Here is a 20839-nt window from a genome sequence, read left to right on the forward strand (position 1 = left end):
GATCACATGGAGGGCACGATGTGTTGGATGGGATGTAGCATAGATAGGGTGGCTTGTCCGCCCGGTAAACCCACCGGTTTGTGATGTTTTGGCGCCGATTCCGCATGATAGTGCTTGAGCGAAGGATCCAACGGCAAAGTTCGATGCGCCTTCCGTTCACCGCCCTGTTCCTGACGTTCCTGATCTCGGCCGCGCACGCGTCGCAGGCGCCGCAGCAGGTCGAGATTCCGCTGGCCTCCGGCGTGCTGCATGCGCAGCTCTACAAGCCCGAGGGCACCGGGCCGTTTCCGACCGTGATCGCGCTCCACGGCTGCGGCGGCCTCGGCGGTCATTCCGATTCCGTTCTGCCCCGCTATCGCGACTGGGCCGAGCGGCTGCTCAGATCCGGCAATGCCGTCCTGCTCCCTGACAGCTACGGCTCGCGCGAGCTCGGGCCGCAATGCCGCGTCAAGGAGATGCACGTCAAGGCGCGGCGCGAACGCGTCACCGACATCGCGGCGTCGCGCGCCTGGTTGATGCGGCAGAGTTGGGTTGCGCGCGACCGCGTCAGCCTGATGGGCTGGGCGAATGGCGCCAGCGCGCTGCTCTGGGCCGTGCGTCCGCAAAACCTCGCGCGTGAAATGGGCCCGGATTTCCGCGCCGCGATCGCGTTCTACCCGGACTGCAGGATTTCCGCAGGCCTGGGCTGGAGCACACGGGTGCCGACGCTGGTGCTGATCGGCGGCAATGACGACGTCTCGTCGCCGCCGGCCTGCCGCCAGATGGTCGATGGTGCGCATGGCCGCAGCGCGCTCGCGCGCATCGTGGTCTATCCCGGCGCCTATCACGACTTCGACCGCGCCAACACGCCGGTGCATGCAGCGAGCGGCAGCCTTGATGCCGCCGCGCCCGAACACGGCCATCTCGGCACCGATGCGGCCGCGCGCGCGGAGTCGCAGAAAGAGGTCGTCGAGTGGCTGGCGCGGTAGAGGGGGTCTCGTAGCCCGGAAGCCCGTGACGACGCCATCATTCGACCACGATGTCGATTAAACGCAATCCCATGCGCAACCGCCTCGTCCTGTTCACCTCCGCCCTGATCGTCTTCACGGTCGCGGTCTTCCTGTTCGAAGCCCATCTGTTCGAAGCCCATGCCGGCGCGCCAATGCGTGCGCCGGGCCATTGCGGCTTCTGGACCACGATCGACGCGGGCTTGTCCTGCCGGTAGGGCGGCGCCAATCCATCACCGTCACCCTGAGGTGGCCGCTTCTTCAGCGGCCCTCGAAGGGCGACGGCCCGGCTCCATCGCGGCCGCTCATCCTTCGAGGCTCACCACGCGACGCGTTGCGTCGCATGGTTCGCACCTCAGGATGACGGGTCTGAATGGGCTGCGCTCGCAATGACGAGGTTGGGACCTCTCCCAGCGTCGTCCTGGCGAAAGCCAGGACCCATTACCCCAGGGAGGTGTTTGGCGAAGATTGGTCGTTCGGGACTGACACCACGCGTACCCGATAGACCTCGCGGTATGGGTCCTGGCTTTCGCCAGGACGACGGCGAGAATGTTGCGCCACCCTCCCGCCTAAAACAAATTCCCCTGATCCACCGGCTTGCCCACGCGCTTCGGCGCTGGCTTCGCCTCCTGCGCAGCCGCCTTCGCTTGCGAAGGCGCGCGCTTTGCCGTCGGTGTTGCACGATCCGCATCCGCGGTCGCACCCACGCGGCCATCCGCAAATTCGATCTCGACCCGTGCACCAGGCCCGATCGCGTCTGCCGCATGCAGGGGATGGCCGGCTTCGTCCCGCACCAGCGCAAAGCCGCGCGCGAGCACGCCGCGATAGGACAAGGCGGAGAGCAGCTTGCCGCTGTTCTCGACGCGGGCATCCAGCCGTTGCAACAGCGTCACCAGCGCGCGGCCGGCGCGCTCGGCAAGGCGATGCGTGCGCTCGCGCTGGCGCGCAAGCGCGTTGCGCTGCGCCTGCGCATTGGAGAGCTTTGAGGCGCGCAAGCGCACCTCCAGCCCGGCAAAGCGGTCGCGCCGCCGCCGCAGCAGCGAGCGCGTGGATAGCCCGAGCCGTTCGCCGCACACGGTGAGGCGATGATCGGCCTGCGCGATCTGGCCGTGCAGCACCCGCAGCGTCAGCTTGGCGCTCGCGGCGGTGAACCTGCGGAAATGCGCATGGGTGTTGGCCTTGAGGCAGCGGGGCAGGGACGCGCCCGCCGAATCCAGCCGTTGCCGCGGGATCGCCAGCAAATCGCCGGCGGCCGGCAGCGCGCGCGCGGCCGCACGCAGCTCGCTGCGGCGGCTCTCCTGGCTGCGCAGCCAATAGGCGCGGGTGCGTCGCCCGAGATCGCCGACCTCGACAAAGAGATCGCTGCGCACCGGCACCGCCATCTCGGCCGCCGCCGTCGGCGTCGGCGCCCGCTTGTCGGCGACGAAATCGATCAGCGTGATGTCGGTCTCATGCCCCACCGCCGAGATCAGCGGGATCATGCTCTCGGCCGCGGCACGGACCACGATCTCCTCGTTGAACGACCACAAATCCTCCAGCGAGCCGCCGCCGCGCGCGACGATCAGCACGTCCGGGCGCGGAATCTTGCCGCCCTCCGGCAGCGCATTGAAGCCGCGGATCGCGGCCGCGACCTGCTCGGCCGAGCCTTCGCCCTGAACTTTCACCGGCCACACCAGCACGTGGCGGGGAAAGCGGTCCTCCAGGCGATGGAGGATGTCGCGGATCACGGCGCCGGTCGGCGATGTCACCACGCCGATCACCTCCGGCAGCCACGGCAGCAGCTGCTTGCGCGCCTCGTCGAACAGGCCTTCGGCGGCGAGCTTCCGCTTGCGCTCCTCCATCAGCGCCATCAGCGCGCCGATGCCGGCCGGCTCCAGCGCCTCGATCACGATCTGGTACTTCGAGGAGCCCGGATAGGTCGTGAGCTTGCCGGTGGCGATGACCTCGAGCCCCTCCTGGGGCTTGAAGCGCATGCGGCCGTGCACGCCCTTCCAGATCACCGCCTCGATCTTGGCGCTCTCGTCCTTGAGCGCGAAATAGCAATGGCCGGAGGAATGCGCCCCGCGGAAGCCGGAGATCTCGCCGCGGACCCGGACATGGCCATAGGTGTCCTCGACCGTCCGCTTCAGGGACTGCGAGAGCTCGGAAACGGTGAATTCGGGAGTGTTGAGCAGGGGTTCCGCTGACGGCATCGGCAAACGATTCGGCATGTGGGGATCGGACCCGACGTTAAGGATTTTTGCAGCGCCGCGCCAATCCGGGGATTGACCAGGAGAGTACTCTGTTTTATAGAGTTCTCTATATTGATGGGTTTGAGGGGAGTGGGTCATGGCAATTCGACTGCTGCGCGGCATCTTGAGCGGACTGAAATGGGCCTTGTGCGCGGTCGGCGCCGTGGCGCTGGTCCTGGCCGCGATGATCGCGACACCGCTGGAGCGGCCGCCGGAGATGCGATCGGTCTCCGACTCCGCCAAGGGGATCGATTGGTCCACGCTGCCGCCGCTGGAGCGCTTCCAGGCCCGTGACGGCACCTGGATCGGCTTCCGCCACTACGCTGCCAGCGGTCCTGCAACCGGCCGAGGCGCGATCTTCATCCACGGCTCCTCCGGCTCCAGCGGCACCGTCAATCATGCCCTGACCCATGCCATCGCCTCGCGCGGCGTGGAGACCTGGGCGCTCGACATTCGCGGCCATGGTGGCTCCGGCACGCGCGGCGACATCGGGTATGTCGGCCAGCTCGAGGACGACCTCGTCGACTTCGTCGCGCAAATCCGCAAGACCGCGCCGGAGCTGCCGCTCACCTTGATCGGCCATTCCGCCGGCGCCGGCTTCTCGCTGCGCGTCGCCGCGACGCCGATCATGCAGGACATGTTCGTGCGCACCGTGCTGCTCGCGCCTTATCTCGGCTATGACGCGCCGACCAACAAGCCGCATGCCGGCGGCTGGGCCAATGTCGACCTGCCGCGCTTCTTCGCGCTCGCCACGCTGCGCAAGCTCGGCATCGACTGCTGTTCGCAGCTTCCGGTGCTCGCGCTCGCCGTGCCCGCGACTTCGGCAAAGTACCTCGTCGCCACCTATTCCGATCGCCTGACGCGCAATTTCGCGACGCGCGGCTATCGCATCGATTTTCCGGCGACGACACGCCCCATCACGATCTTCGGCGGCGCCGACGACGAGATGATGATCTCGGACAAGTATGCGGAGACCGTGCAGGCCATCAAACCGTCGGTCGACGTCAAGATCATCGACGGCATCAACCACATGGGCATCGTCACCAGCCCCAAGGCGATTTCCGTCATCGCCGACGACGTCGCGACGCGCGGGGCAGGGCAGTCATGATCGACAGCAAGGAGGCGTCCGCGGCGCTGGCCGATATCGACGACATCGTCCAGCGCGTGAAGCAATCGCAGCTCTATGAGCTGGCGAGCCACGCCGCCGTCTGGTGGGGCATCCTGGTGTTCGCGGCCAATCTTGTGACCTGGCTTTGGCCGGTCTATGCGGTCTACGCCTGGGTTGCCGCGGACGCTTTGGGCGCCGGCGGTCTGGTGGCGCTGCGCATTTTCAATCCGCCGCATCAGTCCCATGGCGCCGCCTTCAACGTCAGACTGCTTCTGGTGTTCGTGCTGTTCTTCGCCTTCGGCTATCTCTGCACCAATTTGCTCGGTCATTTCGGCCCGCGCCAGCTCGGCACGTTCTGGCCGCTCTACTTCATGCTGTTCTATTCGCTGGCGGGTCTCTGGTTCGGCTATGCCTTCATCGCGATCGGTCTCGGCATCTCCGCGCTGACGCTGATCGGCTATTTCTACATCGGCGAGGCGTTTCCGCTCTGGATGGCCTTCGTCAACGGCGGAGGCCTGATCCTCGGCGGCCTCTGGATGCGGCGGATCTGATGGCCGAGCTCGACGACATCATCCACCAGCCGTTGCGGCTGAAGATCATGGCAGCGCTGAACGCGCTGCCCGTGTCTACCGGCCTGGAGTTCTCGCGGCTGAAAAAGCTCACCGGCGCGACCGACGGCAATCTCGGTGCGCACATCGAGACGCTGGCCAAGGCGGGCTACGTCTCGGTCGACAAAGCCTTCGTCGGCAAGAAGCCGCAGACCACCGTCACCGCGACGGCGGCGGGCCGGGGCGCGTTTGCGCGGCATGTCGCGACGTTGCAGGAGATCATTGCGGGGAAGCAGAGCTAGGCCATTGGGAAGACTATACTGTCGGGCGGGTACCGCGAACCAACGACGTCGGCATTTAAAAGCCTAGCGAGTTTGCGTTGGCGTCAGGGCTCTTTTGTAGCAGGGGTCTTCAGTTTGCCAGACGTCTCTGCGAATCTCGGTCCGATGCTGAAACCATCATGCACGAAGTGGCGCTCACTAAGGGAGACGGAGCGGGATCTTCGCGTGGGTTCAAAAATAAGGACAAATCGGCTTCGCTACCCTTCTATTGCTACGACGCACCGCTATCACAGTAACAGAATGGTTTTCCTTGCTGTCATCGCAAGCGATGCTTTGAGCGGAACGCTTTGGAAACCAAAGTCTCACGGCTCGACACGAGCCTTTTGGCAGGAGCACACATGGAATGGTGGATCTGCGAGGCATCTGCTGTATCCGTTACGAGCGCTCGTCTTATGCGTTCGACGCAAAGCGGCAAGTCGCGCTCAATCTGGTGCTCCCATATGCCAACCACCCGCCACCCTGCTCTGCGCAAGCTACGTCGGTTCCGCTTATCGCGCTTTATGTTCGCCGCAAGTTTCGCTTCCCAAGCTTCAGAGAGCTTATGCCGCCACGCTGGAAATCGCCAGCCGTGCCAAAAATCTCCATCAACGAACACCGCCACCTTATGGTCACGGAAAACAAAGTCAGGCCGTCCGGGCACATCCTTTGAATGACTCTCCCAGAGAAGCCCCAACTTTGAAATAAATTCTGCGATGATCTTTTCGGGCCCAGTATCGCGCCCTTTGATGCGCGACATGAGCGCGCTGCGCTTTTCCGAGGACATGATATCTCCCCGGTGGGCCCTCATCTTTTTCGTTGTAGATTTTCCCAAGGACCCACAAGCTCCTGTTCAGTCCCTGTGCACGTGCGAGCAGTACGCTTCGATCGGACACAACATGCAAGCAGGTGCCGCAGTCGTGCAGATTGTTTCGCCGAGCTCAATAGCGGCTGCATAGAGAAGCGCGCCCTCGTCCTCACCGACGAGCAGTGCGGTTGCAATTTGATTCTCGACGTTCGATTTTTGCCCGATCACCCGCTCGAAAACGCGACCTGCTACGCGAATAAGGGCTGGATCGTTGGGGCGCTCCCTGCTGCTACCGCTGAGAGCCATCGCGCGGCGAACTGTTCTCTCGCTGATCCCCGTCTGCGTCAACTCCCGAACTACCGGAGCTTTAGAGCTAATAAGATGCTTTGCTAGAGAATCGAGTGTGGCGCTAATCTTGCCCATTCCGATAGTGCGCAAATGGCTCGCTCGGTGAGTGTCGCGCAGATACGTGCGAGGATCCGGCCAGTCCTGGCGAAAATTCGGCCAGAATAGCTGGCCTTTCCCACGTTGGCCTCGTTCGCCAAACAATAGTTCACCCGTCAAGTTCAGCCACATGCTCGATTCGAGCCGCCAAGGACGCTGAGAATTTCGCTTGGCCTCTTTATCAAACCATTTGCGGAGAGCGCCCCGAATTTTGAGGTGGGTGTCGACCAGTCGCGAGCTCGGGCGTCCCCTTCCACGAGATGGGCCCAAAAACTCGATGATCTTTCGTCCGATCGCTTCCGCAACAAGAGGCGGAACTGCCTCCCCGATCTGCTTGAAGGGAGCTGTTCGGTGGCCCGCAAACCTGAACCAGTCAGGAAACGTTTGCACCCTAGCAGCCTCCCTGATCGAAAGAGTCCTGTGCTGATCGGGATGGATATACCAGTACCCGTCTTTAGATAAATGAGCCGCGATGGTTCGGCACGGTTCGTCCCATGCTAATCGGTTGTACTTGTCCGTAAAGCTAGTAGCGCCATATCTGCGCAGCTCTTCCGGTAACTCATCGTAGCGAGTCTTGTCGGTCATCATTCGAAACGCGACGAGATCATCCTTCCTTACGGCTCGCGTAACGTGATCAAAAAGCAACTCGTTCGGGAGGGACCCCCTCAGGGCCCTTTGCAGCTCTGTGAGAGGTCCTCCATAGGGCGGGGTCGGCTCATCCCACCCTCCTTCAAGTTGGGGAAGGTCCGAAATGGCATCCCTCAGGGTCTGTTGCTTGCTTTTCAACAAGGGCGCTGGCCAATCCAATAGGCGTGCGCCGTTTTTGAACCCAGCGACGAATACCCGTTGTCTGTGCTGGGCAACACCAAGCTCGCGCGCGAAATAGGACTTGCAATCCACCGAATATCCAAGCTCCTCCATCCGCGAGAATATGGCGCGCAAGATGATGCCATCTTCGTTCGTCGCGATATCGGGCACGTTTTCCATGAGTATGGCACGCGGCTGAAGAATCTCGGCTGCGTAAAGAAATGATCGCCAAAGCTCGCGCCGGTGATCTCGCAGCGAACCGTTCCCCTCAACAAAAGATGACCTTATCCATCGAGCAGGCTTGGAGAATGGCTGGCAGGGAGGCCCTCCAGCTAGGAGATCAATTCGTTTGCCGCGCAATGGCTCCAGGAGCTCGTCCAGCACATTCTCATCCGAGATATCCGCCGAAACTGACGCGCCGCCGAAATGCGAGCGATGAGTCTCTACAGCGAATTGATCGCGGTCAATGCCGAGGATAACCTTGAAGCCGGCGTTTCGTAGGCCCAAGCTCAGTCCACCGGCTCCAGAAAAGAGATCAACAGCGATAGGCTGATCGCAGGAATCTCGGTGATACTTTGCGAGTTCCGAGGTCGAACAAGACTCAGGATGAGCATCAAGAGTGAGTTTCGAACTCCGCGTGCTCTCGAGGCGGTAGTTCGATGATTCCAGCAGCCCCAGCGTTTGCATTTTTGCCTATTTGAGTAGAGTTAGAAGTTCCTTCTCGTCGACCGTCTCGAGGACTAACGACGATCCTATGTGATTGAGCCTCTTCGCGATTGACTTTATTTCATCGCTTCCCAGACCTCGCGTCACCTTGATGAGAGCTCTAGCCGCAGCAGGAACCAACCCCATTTCTCGTTCGAAAATCGCCTGATGCCTATCCTGATTCGCAAACGCAGAGGTAGCTAGCTTGTACCCGAGCGTCTTGTCGTAAAGAATCTCAGCCGTAAAGAAGAGGCGTGAAAACGCATTACGATTCCTCCCCCGAAGAGTTCTGTTGCCGAGGAACCTTTCGGCCATTCCTCCGCGACTCAGCGCAGCCTCGGTGTCCTCCGGAATCTCACCCAACCAGCGCAGCCAAACGAAATCAGAAAATCGCTCAACAGCCAGCCATTGCCAAAAGCGCATGTCCAGCTTGAGTGCGCCTGAAAGGTGTTTCAGTTGCTTATGCAACACCTCGCACATCTCCAGATCGTAGTCCGTCCGCTTCGTGCCGCTGTTGGATTTTAACCGCTTGAAGGTCTTTTCCACAGGTTCAAGGTTGGCCGTCTCCCCGGTGCTTTGGACTGGAAGCTTTAACTTTTGCTCTAAGGCAGCCTTCAACTCTGACGAGCTGAGCAGGTGTTCGTATCGTTTCATTTCCTCAGCCATTTGCAAACTCCCTCTCGGCGAACTTTTCATAGTACTCCAGCAGCTCTTGTTCGGCTTGGATGGCCAACTGAGCTCTTAAGAGTGCATTTTCGAAGTACCTGCTCTCGTTCATCTTGGAGCAGAAATCTCGTACCGCGTCTTCGGGCATCATCGAAGGAAGCGCACGTGGTGCGAGAAGTTCGATCACTTCCTGTTTCCAGCTTCCCCCGAAAGCGCCATCTAGATCGACTGGTACTCCGGACTCGATTGCCTCGTTGTGAAGCGCTTCCAGCGCCGATTGGGCGAGGACAAGCCACACGCTCGTTCCAAGTGAGCGAAAGAGCACATCTCGGGGCAAGGCTTTCGCATGCCCATGCGCTTGAGTTTCGAAGAGTTTGATCAGCGGGGAACTTGCAAGCTTATTCAGGTAGAGCACTGGAGGGTCAGTCTCCGTATCAACGTAATACAGACTTTTCTCGAAATTGGTCGGAACGACAGCACTGTTACCGAAATCCTCCCATACGGTCCTGAGAAAGTTGCCCTTCTTGGGTCGTTCGACAAAACGGATCTGGTACAAAGGAGACCATGCTAGGCGCGATCCGGGATATCTTGCGAGACCTTTAGCCGATCCGTTAGATGTGCGAACAGCATATATGGATAGATCCGCGGATTCTGTAATCTGGCTGAGGTCCAGAGTGATAGTGCTGGAATAAAGATTCGCTTTCTGCTGCTTCATAGCTATTCGCTGGCGAAGTCCAGCGTCGATCGAAAGGACCGTGGCGACAACCTCGAATGGAGGCTTCTTCCGCTCTGCCGGAGGAAAGAGGTCTAATATCGACCCTGGGATCTGGGCTTCGATGGGAATTGAGATCGATGTGCCCACCTTCGAAGTGTCTACAAGTACCGAGTGCTCTCCGGTGACGGTATGCGGGATCTTAGAGAGGTCCCAGTGCACAGCGAGTGTTTCGCCTAAGTTCTTATAGGGCAGTATGATCGAAGCCATTTTCATCTTCACTAGTTTGAGAAACGGATTGCAGTGAGATCCAGGTCCTTCTTTCGAAGAGAGGGAGGCGGATCCAGCAACGCCTCAAAGGTGAATTCCTTCAGAGAGCCTTGAACAGTGATGATCGCCGGTGGTCCGAGAGCCTCTGCCTTTGCGCGCTTGTCGGTGATTTTCAGCTTGGCGATTTTCAAGTACTCGCCAGCACCAGAGTCGGTTGCCGCCACAAAACCAATACGTGCTTCCCAGGATTTCCCGTCTGGCTCGACCCTCGCAACGACTCCTTCCACCTTCCACTGACCTCCAAGGTACACGGAGCTAGAGATGGTTGTCGTGACCACATTCTTCTTCTTGTTCGTCGGCTTGCTTGATTGCCCGAATGGGAAAAGTCGGGCCAACAGATCGGGACCTCGTTCGTTCGGAACGACGTTCTCGTCAATCAGAGCGAATACTTTCTCGTGCAACATGCTCCACAAGCTAGTCAGCCTCTGCTTGGCCCCAGTCTTGTAAGCGTGTTTGACCGCTTCAGAGTACTCCCAATTGTCATGCAAAGGTGGTTCGGAAGCCCTGAAGAACTCCTCGGCCTTCGTGTCATCAGAATCTGACGCTACCGCTTTGCCAGCTAGCAGGACACCAAAGAATGGCTTGTTGTCGAGCGGCTTCCGTCTCGATGGAACGTATTTGACAACCATCTCGGCGCCGCGAAACACTGCGACGCAATTTGCTTTCTCATGCTCCTGAAGATCCTCGCCGCCACGGGTAACCCGCAAGTTCAGCTGCGTTGTTAATTCTGGATGAGCATCCTTCGCGGGCCATTCCCGCGAGGGCACCTTGAAGCTGATGGAAACTTCGGAAACTTCTCCTTCCGTCTTCGCCGTCTCGCCGGTCACCGCCTCAGCACGAGCGCGAATGAACGGCTCCCACGTTGGATTCGGATTGGCCTTCTTGGAAAATGCCTGCTTTCCGTTACGTTCGACGCAGACTTCCACCTCCATTGAGGGCTTCTTTCCCATCATGCTGGGCCAGAACCATCTTTCGGCGCTCTCCAGGATTCCCTGCGCAATGTCGTTGAGCCCCCGAACCGACTCCTCGTCGGGCTCATAGAACCCAACAATGAGTGCCGATGTTCCGGTGTGAGGTGAATGCGTCCGATCCAGTAGTAGAGCCCGCGCAAGTTTCTTGTCGCCAAAGACAGACTCAGCAAATGTCGATCCGTCAGACTTCTGCTGCTTCTTGTTCCCGAACCAGCCACCGCTCTCGTACTGGCGATCCCCTGCGATTCCATGGCTCGGGATATCCGTCCGGCCGAAGATCCTAACGCCCTTTGATTCCGCGCCATGAACGACCGACGAGAGCAAGACCGTTGCAATTGCTGAAAACTTCCAGAGAACTGCCTTTCCGAGGCCATAGCTTCCGCCGCGGTTGCCTTCGTTAGAAGTGCGGAATTCAGCCCTGCAAAGAAGGCAGAAGTTTTTGGTTTCGTCGAAATCGTCACCCTGAAGGCCACGAGTACCGAAGTCCTCCACCCGAAGGCAGCGCAAGGGCTTGTCGGAGCTTTCTACAGCTGCAAGCCCTCTACGCATACGCGGACCGGCTTCACCCGGATCGTTCGTGCATGCCTCCAAATGCTTCCTGAGGCCTTTCCAGTCCATCGCCTCGAGAAAATCAGCTTTATGTGTGCCGGTCAGTTCGATCAGCGTGTATTTGATCCTTGCCGGCTTTCCGCCCGAGAGGAGCTGGTCTTTACAATTCTGGCACGTTTCCCGTGTCAGTGTATCAAGGTCGCCCTTTACTACATGCTGTGCGGGGCTGGCGCCACGCTGCATCCTGTTCCCCGTGAGGGGGTCCATAACCCATTCAGTCATTGGATCTTTTCCTAAATTTTAAGCTGAAATGGCTTTTCAGCTGTGGCGCCAAGGTGTGAAATAAAGCGCTCTCGGGCGCGCTTTATTTCACGCTCCAAGGCAGTAAATATTGCTCGCACATCGTCCTCTTCGTACTTGTAGTTCGAACGATTAGACAGATTTCCAATCAGCTGGATATCTTTGATCGCCTTATTTACTCGCTTTTCTGCCAAATCTACGAATTTTTCTCTAGCCTGAGGAGGCATATTACACCTTCCATGATTATTTATTGCGTACATTTTTCATATATACGAGTAAAATGGGCCTGTACACTGAAAAAGCGTGTGGACGCTCGAAAATGGAGTTTCTGAAATTGACCGTCTTGGTATTGGGCTGGGGGTCGCTGATTTGGGATCCTCGCGACCTTGGTATTGCTGGAGCATTCGAACCGAATGGGCCGATGGTTCATCTTGAATTTAGTCGCGTTTCGCGAGACGGCCGGCTCACGCTAGTCATCGACGAAACTTCGGGCGCGCTCTGCACAACGTACACTGCAGTTTGCTCGCATCGCCAGCTGACCGCTGCCAAAGAGGACTTGCGCTTACGAGAGGATATGCCGAGCCGAAAAGGGATTGGCTTCATAAACCCTGAGACGAATGAACAGAGCGCTGTAGCTTTGCAAAGACATCCACGCGCCGTTGACGCAATTCGACAGTGGTCGAACACAAACGGCCAACCCGCGGTTATTTGGACTGCGCTCGCAAGCAACTTCCTTCAAAAGGCCAACGATACGTTCTCAGTCGCGGCTGGGATTCGATATTTGGAGAACCTTCAAACCACTAAGCGCCAATCTGCGTTGCGTTACATAGGGAACGCGCCCGCTCAGATTCAGACGCCTTTACGTAAAGCGGTACAAGAACGTTGCCCCGCGCCGGATTGATAGTCGTAAAAGAATGCCAATCCAGATCAGCGCTTATTGACCGCAAAAGTCGGGAATGGATTGGCCTCACGACTGGCACATATGCAAAATGGAATCGCAGGGATTTCTAATCGCCGTTTGTACTAGATCCAAATAGTCAAAATGTCTCTTTATGAGCGCGGGGGCGCACTGCTGGGATTCGAAGAGATACCTTTTGGTGGGGTATTGTCAGCCCCCCTTGAGCCCCACCCCGATTCGTGCGACCTCCGCCCGCAGCAAACCCCTCATTTTCGAGCCTTCGATGCACATTCTCCTGCTTGGTTCCGGCGGCCGCGAACATGCTCTGGCGTGGAAGATCGCGGCCTCCCCCCTGGTGACCAAATTCTGGTGCGCGCCGGGCAATGCCGGGATCGCGCGCGAGGCGGAATGCGTGGCGCTCGATGTCGCCGACCATGCCGCCGTGATCGAGTTCTGCAAGGCGAATGCGGTCGAGCTCGTGGTGGTCGGCCCGGAGACGCCGCTGGCGGCCGGTATCGTCGATGACCTCACCGCCGCCGGCATCAAGGCGTTCGGGCCGGACAGGATCCCGGCCCAGCTCGAAAGCTCGAAGGGCTTTACCAAGGCGCTGTGCACCGAATTCGGCATTCCGACCGGCGCCTACAAGCGCTTCACCAACGCCGCCGATGCGCGTGCCTACGTCCAGAGCCAGGGCGCGCCGATCGTGGTCAAGGCCGACGGTCTTGCGGCCGGCAAGGGCGTCGTCGTCGCCAAGTCGGTGCGCGAGGCGGAGGACGCCATCGCCATGATGTTCGAGGGCGCCTTTGGCGAGGCCGGCGCCGAGGTCGTGATCGAGGAGTTTCTGCCGGGCCGCGAGATCAGCTTCTTCGCGCTGTGCGACGGCGAGACCGCCATTCCGCTGGCCTCCGCGCAGGACCACAAGCGCGTGTTCGACCATGATGTCGGTCCGAACACCGGCGGCATGGGCGCCTATTCGCCGACGCCGCTGGTCACGCCGGCGATCCATGACGCGATCATGGCCAAGATCATCAGGCCTACGGTATCAGGCATGAAGCAGCGCGGCACGCCGTTTCGCGGCATCCTCTACGCCGGCATCATGCTGACGACGCAGGGCCCAAAACTGTTCGAGTTCAACGTGCGCTTCGGCGATCCCGAGTGCCAGGTGCTGATGCTGCGGATGATGTCGGACATCGTGCCGGCCTTCCTCGCCGCCTGCGACGGGCAGTTGAAGAACTTCGACCTGCGCTGGCATCCGGAGGCCGCGCTCACGGTGGTGATGGCGGCGAAGGGCTATCCCGGCGACTATCAGAAAGGCACGCGGATCGAGGGGCTCGATGACGCCGCCAGGGTCGAGACCGCCGAGATCTTCCACGCCGGCACGGTCGAGAAGGACGGCGCCATCCTCGCCAATGGCGGCCGCGTGCTCAATGTCTGCGCGCTCGGCAAGACCGTGACGGAGGCGCAGGCGCGCGCCTATCAGGCCGTCGACCGCATCAACTGGCCGGAAGGTTTTTGCCGCCGCGACATTGGCTGGCAGGCGGTGGACGCCGAGAAAGCCAAGAACTGACAGGCTTTTTTCGCACACGCGCGCAATGTGGGGCTGCGCCGCCGGCACTCCGAAATTGTGTAGGCGGCGGTTGGACTTAGCTACTGTGCATGGGGTTGTTTTTCGACTTTTTGTTTTGGGGCACCCCAAGACCGAGCAAATCCAGCGCTGACAGATAAGGATGCAGAAGATGTCCGATCTCGCCGACCTCTATCCCGGCTTCGCCTCCGAATGGATCAACACCTCCTTCGGCCGCATCTTCGCCCGCGTCGGCGGCAAGGGACCGCCGCTGTTGCTGCTGCACGGCTTCTCCGAGACCAACGTGATGTGGCACCGAGTCGCGCCGCAGCTGGCCGACCAGTTCACGCTGATCATCGCCGATCTGCCCGGCTATGGCTGGTCCGACATGCCCGAGAGCGACGCGCTGCACATCCCCTACAGCAAGCGCGCGATGGCCAAGGCCATGGTCGAGGCGATGGAGCGTCTCGGCCACGTGCACTTCGCGCTCGCCGGCCATGATCGCGGCGGCCGCGTCTCCTATCGCCTGGCGCTCGATCATCCCGGCCGGCTGTCGAAGCTTGCGGTGCTCGATATCCTGCCGACCTATAATTACTGGGAGCGGATGAACCGCGCCTATGCGCTGAAGATCTATCACTGGACGTTTCTGGCGCAGCCCGCGCCATTGCCGGAGACGCTGATTGCGAGCAACGGCGAGTTCTTCCTGCGCTTCAAGATGGCGAGCCAGACCAAGTCGAAGACGCTCGATGCCATCGACGCGCGCGCGCTCGAACATTACATCGCCCCGTTCCGCGATCCCGCCCGCGTGCACGCGATGTGCGAGGATTATCGCGCCGGCGCCTATTTCGACTACGATCTCGACAAGGCCGATTTCGAGGCCGGCAAGAAGATCACCATTCCCATGCTGGCGCTGTGGGGCAATGCCGGCGTGGCCCAAGCCGCCGCCACCCCGCTCGACATCTGGCAGCAATGGGCGACCAACGTCGAAGGCATGCCGGTGGATTCGGGGCACTTCCTCACCGAGGAGAACCCCGACGTCACCGCGAAGGCGCTGCGCGAGTTCTTCGCGGCTTAGGCCCCGCTGCTCGCCACACACTCAACTGTCATCGCCCGCGAAGGCGGGCGATCCAGTACTCCGAGGCGGTCATGATTGATCGATACGCCTCGGCGTACTGGATGCCCCGCTTTCGCGGGGCATGACACGGAGGGTGGAGCAATCAGCGCCGCTCGCGAAAGAAGTCCTTGAGCAGCCGCGCCGCCTCGCTCTCGCCGACCCCGGAATAGACATCCGGGACGTGATGGCAGGTCGGCGAGGTGAAGAACCGCACGCCGGATTCGACCGCGCCGCCCTTGGGGTCGGCGGCGCCGTAATACAGGCGCCTCACCCTTGCAAACGAGATCGCGCCCGCACACATGGTGCACGGCTCCAGCGTCACGTAGAGGTCGCAGTCGACCAGGCGCTCGCTGCCGATCTTTTTGGCCGCCTCGCGCAGCGCGACGATCTCGGCATGCGCCGTGGGGTCGTAGTCGGTCAGCGTCCGGTTCGCCGCGGTGGCGATGACCTCGTAATTGCGGACCACGACGCATCCGATCGGAACTTCGCCCGCCTTTCCGGCGTTTTCGGCCGTTTTGAGCGCCAAATCCATGAAAGAGGGGGCTTTCAAGCCTCGTATCATCGCGAGAAACCTGCTAGTAGCTGCGCCTTCAGCAGAAGTGCTTACCGAATTTGCCTGAGCATGCGGCTCGAGACGAGCGCGCACAATGCTTTCTGGCCACCCCCTGAGTGAGATTATTCATGCCTCGCGACAGCGACAAAGACAACGATTCCCGCGGCCGGCGTGATCGCGGCCCGGCCAAGGGCGGCCCGGCGAAGGGCCGCTCCGGCAAGCCCCGCGGGCCCGACAAGAAGTTCGCCAAGCGCGGCTTCGAGGGCAAGGGCGATGCCCGCCCGCCCCGAGGCGACCGCGACAGCCGTCCGGTCCGCCGCCGCGAGGACGGTGATGCGCCCCGACGCGATTTCGCCGACCGCCCGAAGTTCAATCGCCAAGACCGGCCGCGCGAAGACCGGCCGCGCGGCGAGGATCGTGGCGAGCGCAGCTTCAAGCCGCGTGGCGATCGGCCCTTCAAGCCGCGTGAAGACCGTCCGTTTTCCGATCGCCCCTCGCGCGATGGCGAGAAGCGGCCATTCAAGCCGCGCGGTGATCGCCCGTCCTATGGGCGTGATGACCGTCCGCCGCGCAGGGATCGCGACGAGTCCCGTCCGGCCGGCCGAACCGGTGACGCGAAGTTTGGCGACAAGCGACCTTACGCGCCACGTGGCGACCGTCCGGAACGCAAGTTCGACGGCGAGCGAAAGTTTTCGCGCGGCGCACCGGACCGCAATCGGACCGAGCGCAGCGATTCAAAACCCTGGCAGAAGCGCGATGCGGCTCCGCGCGGCGACCGGCCGCCGCGCAAGGACTTCAGCAGGGGTCCGCGCAAGGATTTTGGCGGCAGCGACCGCGGTCAGGACAAGCCCTGGCAGAAGCGTGAGGATCGGCAAGGCGGCGGCGAAGACCGTCCGCGCTTTTCGCGTTCGCGCGACGATCGTCCATCGGGTGATCGTCCGTTCCGTGAGCGGCCCAAATTCGATCGGCCCAAGTTTGATCGGCCACGCGATGATCGTCCGAGGTTCGATCGCGGCGGCGATCGCCCGAAATTCGATCGTCCGCGCGAGCGCTCCGAAGGCCGCTCCGACTGGCACGAGCATCCCCGCAGCGAAGCGCGTTCCGGCGATCGTCCACGCCGCGAAAACGAGGACGAGAGCAGGATCTTCAAGAAGCGTCCCGCCTTCGGCGGTCGCGGCGCCTATCGCGAGCGCGATCGTGATTCCGAGCGGCGGCCGCGCCGCGAGGAAGAGACCAAGCCGAAGAAGGCCGGCGAGCGTATCGCCAAGGTGCTGTCGCGTGCGGGCCTCGCCTCGCGCCGCGATGCCGAGGAGATGGTCACGCAGGGCCGCGTCAGCGTTAACGGCCGGGTGATCAATTCGCCTGCGCTCGACATCACCTCGAACGATGTCGTCACCATCGACGGCAAGCCGTTGCCGGAGCGCGAGCGTACGCGGCTGTTCCTCTATCACAAGCCGCGCGGCCTGATGACGACGCATGACGACCCCGAGGGACGTCCGACCGTGTTCGACAATCTGCCCGAAGGCCTGCCGCGGCTGATCTCGATCGGCCGGCTCGACTTCAACACCGAGGGCCTGCTGCTGCTCACCAATGATGGCGGGCTCGCGCGCACCCTCGAGCTGCCGGACACCGGCTGGCTGCGCCGCTACCGTGTCCGCGCCCATGGCGACGTCACGCAGGCGCAGCTCGACGAACTGAAGAACGGCATCGAGATCGAGGGCGTCAAATATGGTCCGATCGACGCCACGCTGGAGCGTGACCAGGGCGCCAATGTCTGGCTGGTGTTCGCGATCCGCGAGGGCAAGAACCGCGAAGTGCGCAACGTCTGCGCTCATCTCGGACTCGAGGTGAACCGGCTGATCCGGGTGTCCTACGGCCCGTTCCAGCTCGGCGAGGTCCCCGAAGGTCAGGTCGAGGAGATCAAGTCCCGCGTGCTGCGCGACCAGCTCGGCGAAAAGATCATCGAGAAATCGGGCGCGCAGTTCGACGTGCCGCAGAAATCTGCCTCGCATGAGGGGGACGACGCGCCGCGCGAGAAGAAGCCGGCGAGCAAGCGCGGCGTGATCAATGACCGCAAGGGCCGCCGCGTGCTGGTGCAGCGCACCGGGAGCGAGGAAGCGCGCGAGCGCAACGAGGCTGAGGCGAGCGGCTACGGTCCGCCGCGCCGTCCCAAGCGCGGCTATCACGGCAAGCGCGACCTGGCGCCGAAGGAGGACTGAGGTTGCGCGTCGTCGGCGGTCGATTGAAGGGGCGCAATCTGGCCTCACCGTCCTCGCGCGACATCCGCCCCACGGCGGACCGCCTGCGCGAGTCCGTGTTCAACATCCTCGTGCACGCCTATGACGATCCGATTGCGGATGCGCGCGTGCTCGATCTCTTCGCCGGCACCGGCGCGCTGGGCATCGAGGCCTCGTCACGCGGCGCGAAGTTCACGCTGTTCGTCGACAACGGCGCGGAAGCGCGCGCCCTGCTGCGGAACAATGTCGAGACGCTGGGCTTGGGTGGCGTGACAAAAGTCTATCGTCGAGACGCGACCGATCTCGGGCCTGCGCATCCGGTCGAGCCGTTCTCGCTGGTGTTCCTCGATCCGCCCTATGGCAACGGGTTTGCGGAGAAGGCGCTTGCGAGCTTGCGCGACGGCGGCTGGCTCACGCCGGGCGCGCTGCTCGTCGTGGAAGAGGCGAAGGCGGCGCAGTTCGTCACGCCGGAGGGCTTCGAGGAATTGGAGCGGCGCGCTTATGACGACACGGAGTTCGTGTTTTTGAAGCGGCCGTAACTTCGAAGGTCACCTTCGCCCGAACAGCTTCTCGACATCCGACAGCTTCAGCTCGACATAGGTCGGGCGGCCGTGATTGCACTGGCCGGAGTTCGGGGTGTCCTCCATCTCGCGGAGCAGGGCGTTCATCTCCTCCGGCCGCAGCCTGCGGCCGGCGCGCACCGAGCCATGGCAGGCCATGGTGGCGGCGACGTGCATCAGCCGGCGCTCCAGCGGCAGCGCCTCGTCCCACTCGGCCATGTGCTCGGAAAGATCGCGCAACAGCCCGCCCGCGTCGGCCTTGCCCAGCAGCGACGGCGTCTCGCGCACCGCGACCGCGCCGGGGCCGAAGGATTCGATCGCAAGACCGAACGACCCCAGCTCCTCGCTGCGCTCGAGCAGGCGCTCCACCGTGGCCTCGTCCATCTCGACGATCTCGGGGATCAGCAGGATCTGCCGCTGCACGCCGTTGGCAGCCAGCGAGGCTTTCAGCCGCTCGTAGACGATGCGTTCATGCGCTGCGTGCTGGTCGACGATGATCAGGCCGTCGCGGGTCTGCGAGACGATATAGGTCTCGTGGATCTGGGTGCGCGCAGCGCCGAGCGGGCGATCGACCAAGTCACTGACCGGCTGGGATTCGACCCGCACGTCCGCGCTGGGTGCGCCGACATCGAAGGCCGCTTGCGCGCGTTCGGTAAATGCCGGCACGGCGGAGCCGTCGAATGACGGCATCGGCGCGACCGGAGCGGCTGGCGACGCCCGCCAGTCCCAGCTTGCCGGGCGCTGCGTGAATGCGGGGCGGAACGACGACAGCGCGCTTCCGCCGCTGTTGGCGGCGGTGCGCCGGCCCTCCCGTGCCAGCCCTTCCTTCAATCCGTGCACGATCAGCGCGCGTACCAGGCCGGCGTTGCGAAACCGCACCTCGGTCTTGGCCGGATGCACGTTGGCGTCGACCTCGCGCGGATCGAGCGTGACGAACAGCGCCAGCACCGGATGACGGTCGCGCGGCAGATAGTCGGCATAGGCCCCGCGTACCGCCCCTAGGATCAACTTGTCGCGCACCGGGCGGCCGTTGACGAAGAGATATTGCCCGAGCGCGTTGGCCTTGGTCAGCGCCGGCGCCGCGGCATAGCCGGCGACCACCACGCCCTCGCGCTCGGCGTGGACCTCGATGGCATGGCTGCGGAACTCCGCCCCCAGGATGTCGCCGAGACGCGTCAGGCGACCGGCGACGCCGGGCAGTGCCGCAGCCCAGGTCACCGGGGCGCGCTCTTCGCCCGCGAGCGTGAAGGCGATTTCGGGCCGCGCCATCGCGAGGCGCCGCACCACCTCACGGATCGCTTCCGCCTCGGTCCGGTCGGTCTTCAAGAACTTCAGCCGCGCCGGCGTCGCGTAGAAGAGGTCGTTGACCTCGACCCGCGTGCCATGCGCGAGCGCGGCCGGCATGATCTCGGACTTCTCGCCGCCTTCGACATTGAGCGCCCAGGCGTGCGGCTCGCCGGCGTGCCGCGTGGTGATGGCGAGCCGCGCCACGGAGCCGATCGAGGGCAGCGCCTCGCCGCGGAATCCGAGCGTGCGGATCTGGAGCAGGTCCTCGTCGTCGAGCTTGGAGGTGGCGTGACGCTCGACCGCCAGCGACAGATCCCTGGCGGTCATGCCGCCGCCGTCGTCGGTGATGCCGATCCGCCGACGCCCGCCGCCATCGGTAAAGACGTCGATCCGGCTCGCGCCGGCATCGATAGCGTTCTCGACCAGTTCTTTGACCACGCTCGCGGGCCGTTCCACCACCTCGCCGGCGGCGATGCGGTTGACGACCTGTTCTGGCAATTGGCGGACGGGCATGAAACTTGGGCTTCGACCTGGATTCGCTGACAGCGATATTCTAGGCCGTGTTGCGTCAAAAGCATGTGTTGGGCAACAGGAACATGGCGGGTTGGGGAAAAGGGCCGTCTATCGCATTGAAGGGATTGGACGTTCGAGAAAATCGCGCAACTGGATGGATCAATACCCGGCTGCCGTCCCGATTGTGGGGTGCCGGGCTGCGGTGTAGAATCGCGAAAAAAGGCAACAGGACGGGAGGACGCCATGTGCCATCTCTTCGCGCATCAGCCCCAAGGCGACTACGAATCCCAGACCCGCTCGTTGCGGATCGGTGGGCATTGCACCTCGATCCGGCTGGAAATGGCATTCTGGGACACGCTGGAGGAGATCGCGGCCAAGGAGAACATGAGCGTCGGCAAGTTCCTGACGACGCTCTACACCGAGGTGCTCGACCATCACGGCGAGGTCAACAATTTCGCTTCGTTGCTGCGCTGCTCCTGCCTGATCTACCGCTCCAAGACGGCAGCGCCGGTGCAGGCGTTCAAGACGACGGTTGCGCCCATCCTCGATGCAGCGGAATAGCCCTGATGTCGTCCTGGTGAAGGCCAGGACCCATACCGCGGAATCCATCAGCGATGGGCGGTATGAGTCC

20 protein-coding genes are annotated in these 20839 nt (G+C 62.1%); 11 read left to right on the forward strand and 9 right to left on the reverse strand.

Translation table 11 applies throughout. The features are described 5' to 3' along the window. The first annotated feature begins 143 nt into the window (after nt 1–143). Nucleotides 144–968, forward strand: coding sequence for a dienelactone hydrolase family protein (locus AC0L3C_RS08870; RefSeq protein ID WP_473407693.1), 825 nt, complete (start codon nt 144–146; stop codon nt 966–968). Nucleotides 969–1039: 71 nt separating this feature from the next. Next, on the forward strand, nt 1040–1204 hold the full coding sequence (locus tag AC0L3C_RS08875) for a hypothetical protein (RefSeq protein ID WP_473407695.1): 165 nt from the start codon (nt 1040–1042) through the stop codon (nt 1202–1204). A 351-nt stretch (nt 1205–1555) separates the two neighbouring features. Here the strand turns inward: AC0L3C_RS08875 and xseA are convergent, their stop codons facing one another. Then, entirely contained in the window at nt 1556–3196 is a 1641-nt protein-coding gene (gene xseA, locus AC0L3C_RS08880) for an exodeoxyribonuclease VII large subunit (protein WP_473407696.1), read from the reverse strand. Between the two features lie 118 nt (nt 3197–3314). On the opposite strand from xseA, the gene AC0L3C_RS08885 reads away from it, so the two are divergent. Genes AC0L3C_RS08885 through AC0L3C_RS08895 form a run of 3 tightly spaced genes read left to right on the forward strand, consistent with a single transcriptional unit; the run spans nt 3315 to nt 5175 of the window. Then, entirely contained in the window at nt 3315–4325 is a 1011-nt protein-coding gene (locus AC0L3C_RS08885; RefSeq protein ID WP_473407698.1) for an alpha/beta hydrolase, read from the forward strand. Continuing rightward, nucleotides 4322–4876, forward strand: coding sequence for a hypothetical protein (locus AC0L3C_RS08890; RefSeq protein ID WP_473407699.1), 555 nt, complete (start codon nt 4322–4324; stop codon nt 4874–4876). The genes AC0L3C_RS08885 and AC0L3C_RS08890 overlap by 4 nt, the downstream gene beginning before the upstream one ends. Beyond that, on the forward strand, nt 4876–5175 hold the full coding sequence (locus AC0L3C_RS08895; RefSeq protein ID WP_473407700.1) for a winged helix-turn-helix domain-containing protein: 300 nt from the start codon (nt 4876–4878) through the stop codon (nt 5173–5175). The genes AC0L3C_RS08890 and AC0L3C_RS08895 overlap by 1 nt, the downstream gene beginning before the upstream one ends. A gap of 295 nt (nt 5176–5470) precedes the next feature. Here AC0L3C_RS08895 and AC0L3C_RS08900 read toward each other — a convergent pair whose 3' ends face one another. The 6 genes from AC0L3C_RS08900 to AC0L3C_RS08925 form a co-directional block, all read right to left on the reverse strand. Further along, nucleotides 5471–5977, reverse strand: a complete 507-nt coding sequence (locus tag AC0L3C_RS08900; protein WP_473407702.1) for a very short patch repair endonuclease — start codon at nt 5975–5977, stop codon at nt 5471–5473. A 66-nt stretch (nt 5978–6043) separates the two neighbouring features. Next, nucleotides 6044–7936, reverse strand: coding sequence for a DNA cytosine methyltransferase (locus tag AC0L3C_RS08905; RefSeq protein ID WP_473407703.1), 1893 nt, complete (start codon nt 7934–7936; stop codon nt 6044–6046). A gap of 6 nt (nt 7937–7942) precedes the next feature. Next, a complete protein-coding gene (locus AC0L3C_RS08910) occupies nt 7943–8620 on the reverse strand; it encodes a DUF6339 family protein (RefSeq protein WP_473407704.1) in 678 nt (225 codons plus the stop codon). Continuing rightward, complete coding sequence (locus AC0L3C_RS08915) at nt 8613–9602, reverse strand: hypothetical protein (RefSeq protein WP_473407705.1); 990 nt, start codon at nt 9600–9602, stop codon at nt 8613–8615. Before AC0L3C_RS08915 ends, AC0L3C_RS08910 begins: the two co-directional genes overlap by 8 nt. An 11-nt stretch (nt 9603–9613) precedes the next feature. Beyond that, nucleotides 9614–11464 (reverse strand): hypothetical protein, encoded by a 1851-nt coding sequence (locus AC0L3C_RS08920; protein WP_473407706.1) that lies wholly within the window; start codon nt 11462–11464, stop codon nt 9614–9616. A gap of 11 nt (nt 11465–11475) precedes the next feature. Continuing rightward, entirely contained in the window at nt 11476–11709 is a 234-nt protein-coding gene (locus tag AC0L3C_RS08925) for a hypothetical protein (protein WP_473407707.1), read from the reverse strand. A gap of 92 nt (nt 11710–11801) precedes the next feature. Here AC0L3C_RS08925 and AC0L3C_RS08930 point away from each other — a divergent pair, with 92 nt between their 5' ends. From AC0L3C_RS08930 to AC0L3C_RS08940, 3 genes are all read left to right on the forward strand, one after another. After that, entirely contained in the window at nt 11802–12383 is a 582-nt protein-coding gene (locus AC0L3C_RS08930; protein ID WP_473407708.1) for a hypothetical protein, read from the forward strand. A gap of 280 nt (nt 12384–12663) precedes the next feature. Next, the gene (gene purD / locus AC0L3C_RS08935) at nt 12664–13947 is read left to right on the forward strand and encodes a phosphoribosylamine--glycine ligase (RefSeq protein WP_473407709.1); all 1284 of its coding nucleotides are present in this window, start codon (nt 12664–12666) and stop codon (nt 13945–13947) included. 169 nt (nt 13948–14116) lie between these two features. Then, the gene (locus AC0L3C_RS08940) at nt 14117–15019 is read left to right on the forward strand and encodes an alpha/beta fold hydrolase (protein WP_473407710.1); all 903 of its coding nucleotides are present in this window, start codon (nt 14117–14119) and stop codon (nt 15017–15019) included. Nucleotides 15020–15161: 142 nt separating this feature from the next. Here AC0L3C_RS08940 and AC0L3C_RS08945 read toward each other — a convergent pair whose 3' ends face one another. After that, entirely contained in the window at nt 15162–15620 is a 459-nt protein-coding gene (locus tag AC0L3C_RS08945) for a nucleoside deaminase (protein WP_007596901.1), read from the reverse strand. Between the two features lie 119 nt (nt 15621–15739). Between AC0L3C_RS08945 and AC0L3C_RS08950 the strand changes: the two genes are divergently transcribed. Both AC0L3C_RS08950 and rsmD read left to right on the forward strand, forming a co-directional pair. Then, nucleotides 15740–17830, forward strand: a complete 2091-nt coding sequence (locus tag AC0L3C_RS08950; RefSeq protein ID WP_473407711.1) for a pseudouridine synthase — start codon at nt 15740–15742, stop codon at nt 17828–17830. Nucleotides 17831–17832: 2 nt separating this feature from the next. Further along, nucleotides 17833–18387 (forward strand): 16S rRNA (guanine(966)-N(2))-methyltransferase RsmD, encoded by a 555-nt coding sequence (rsmD, locus tag AC0L3C_RS08955; RefSeq protein ID WP_473262554.1) that lies wholly within the window; start codon nt 17833–17835, stop codon nt 18385–18387. A gap of 9 nt (nt 18388–18396) precedes the next feature. Here the strand turns inward: rsmD and mutL are convergent, their stop codons facing one another. Beyond that, on the reverse strand, nt 18397–20208 hold the full coding sequence (gene mutL / locus AC0L3C_RS08960; protein WP_473407712.1) for a DNA mismatch repair endonuclease MutL: 1812 nt from the start codon (nt 20206–20208) through the stop codon (nt 18397–18399). A gap of 243 nt (nt 20209–20451) precedes the next feature. Between mutL and AC0L3C_RS08965 the strand changes: the two genes are divergently transcribed. Further along, nucleotides 20452–20769 carry a ribbon-helix-helix domain-containing protein gene (locus AC0L3C_RS08965; RefSeq protein ID WP_018453472.1) on the forward strand — a complete coding sequence of 106 codons (318 nt, stop codon included), beginning with the start codon at nt 20452–20454 and terminating at the stop codon, nt 20767–20769. Nucleotides 20770–20839 lie beyond the last annotated feature (70 nt).

This window comes from Bradyrhizobium sp. WSM4872 (assembly GCF_055811715.1).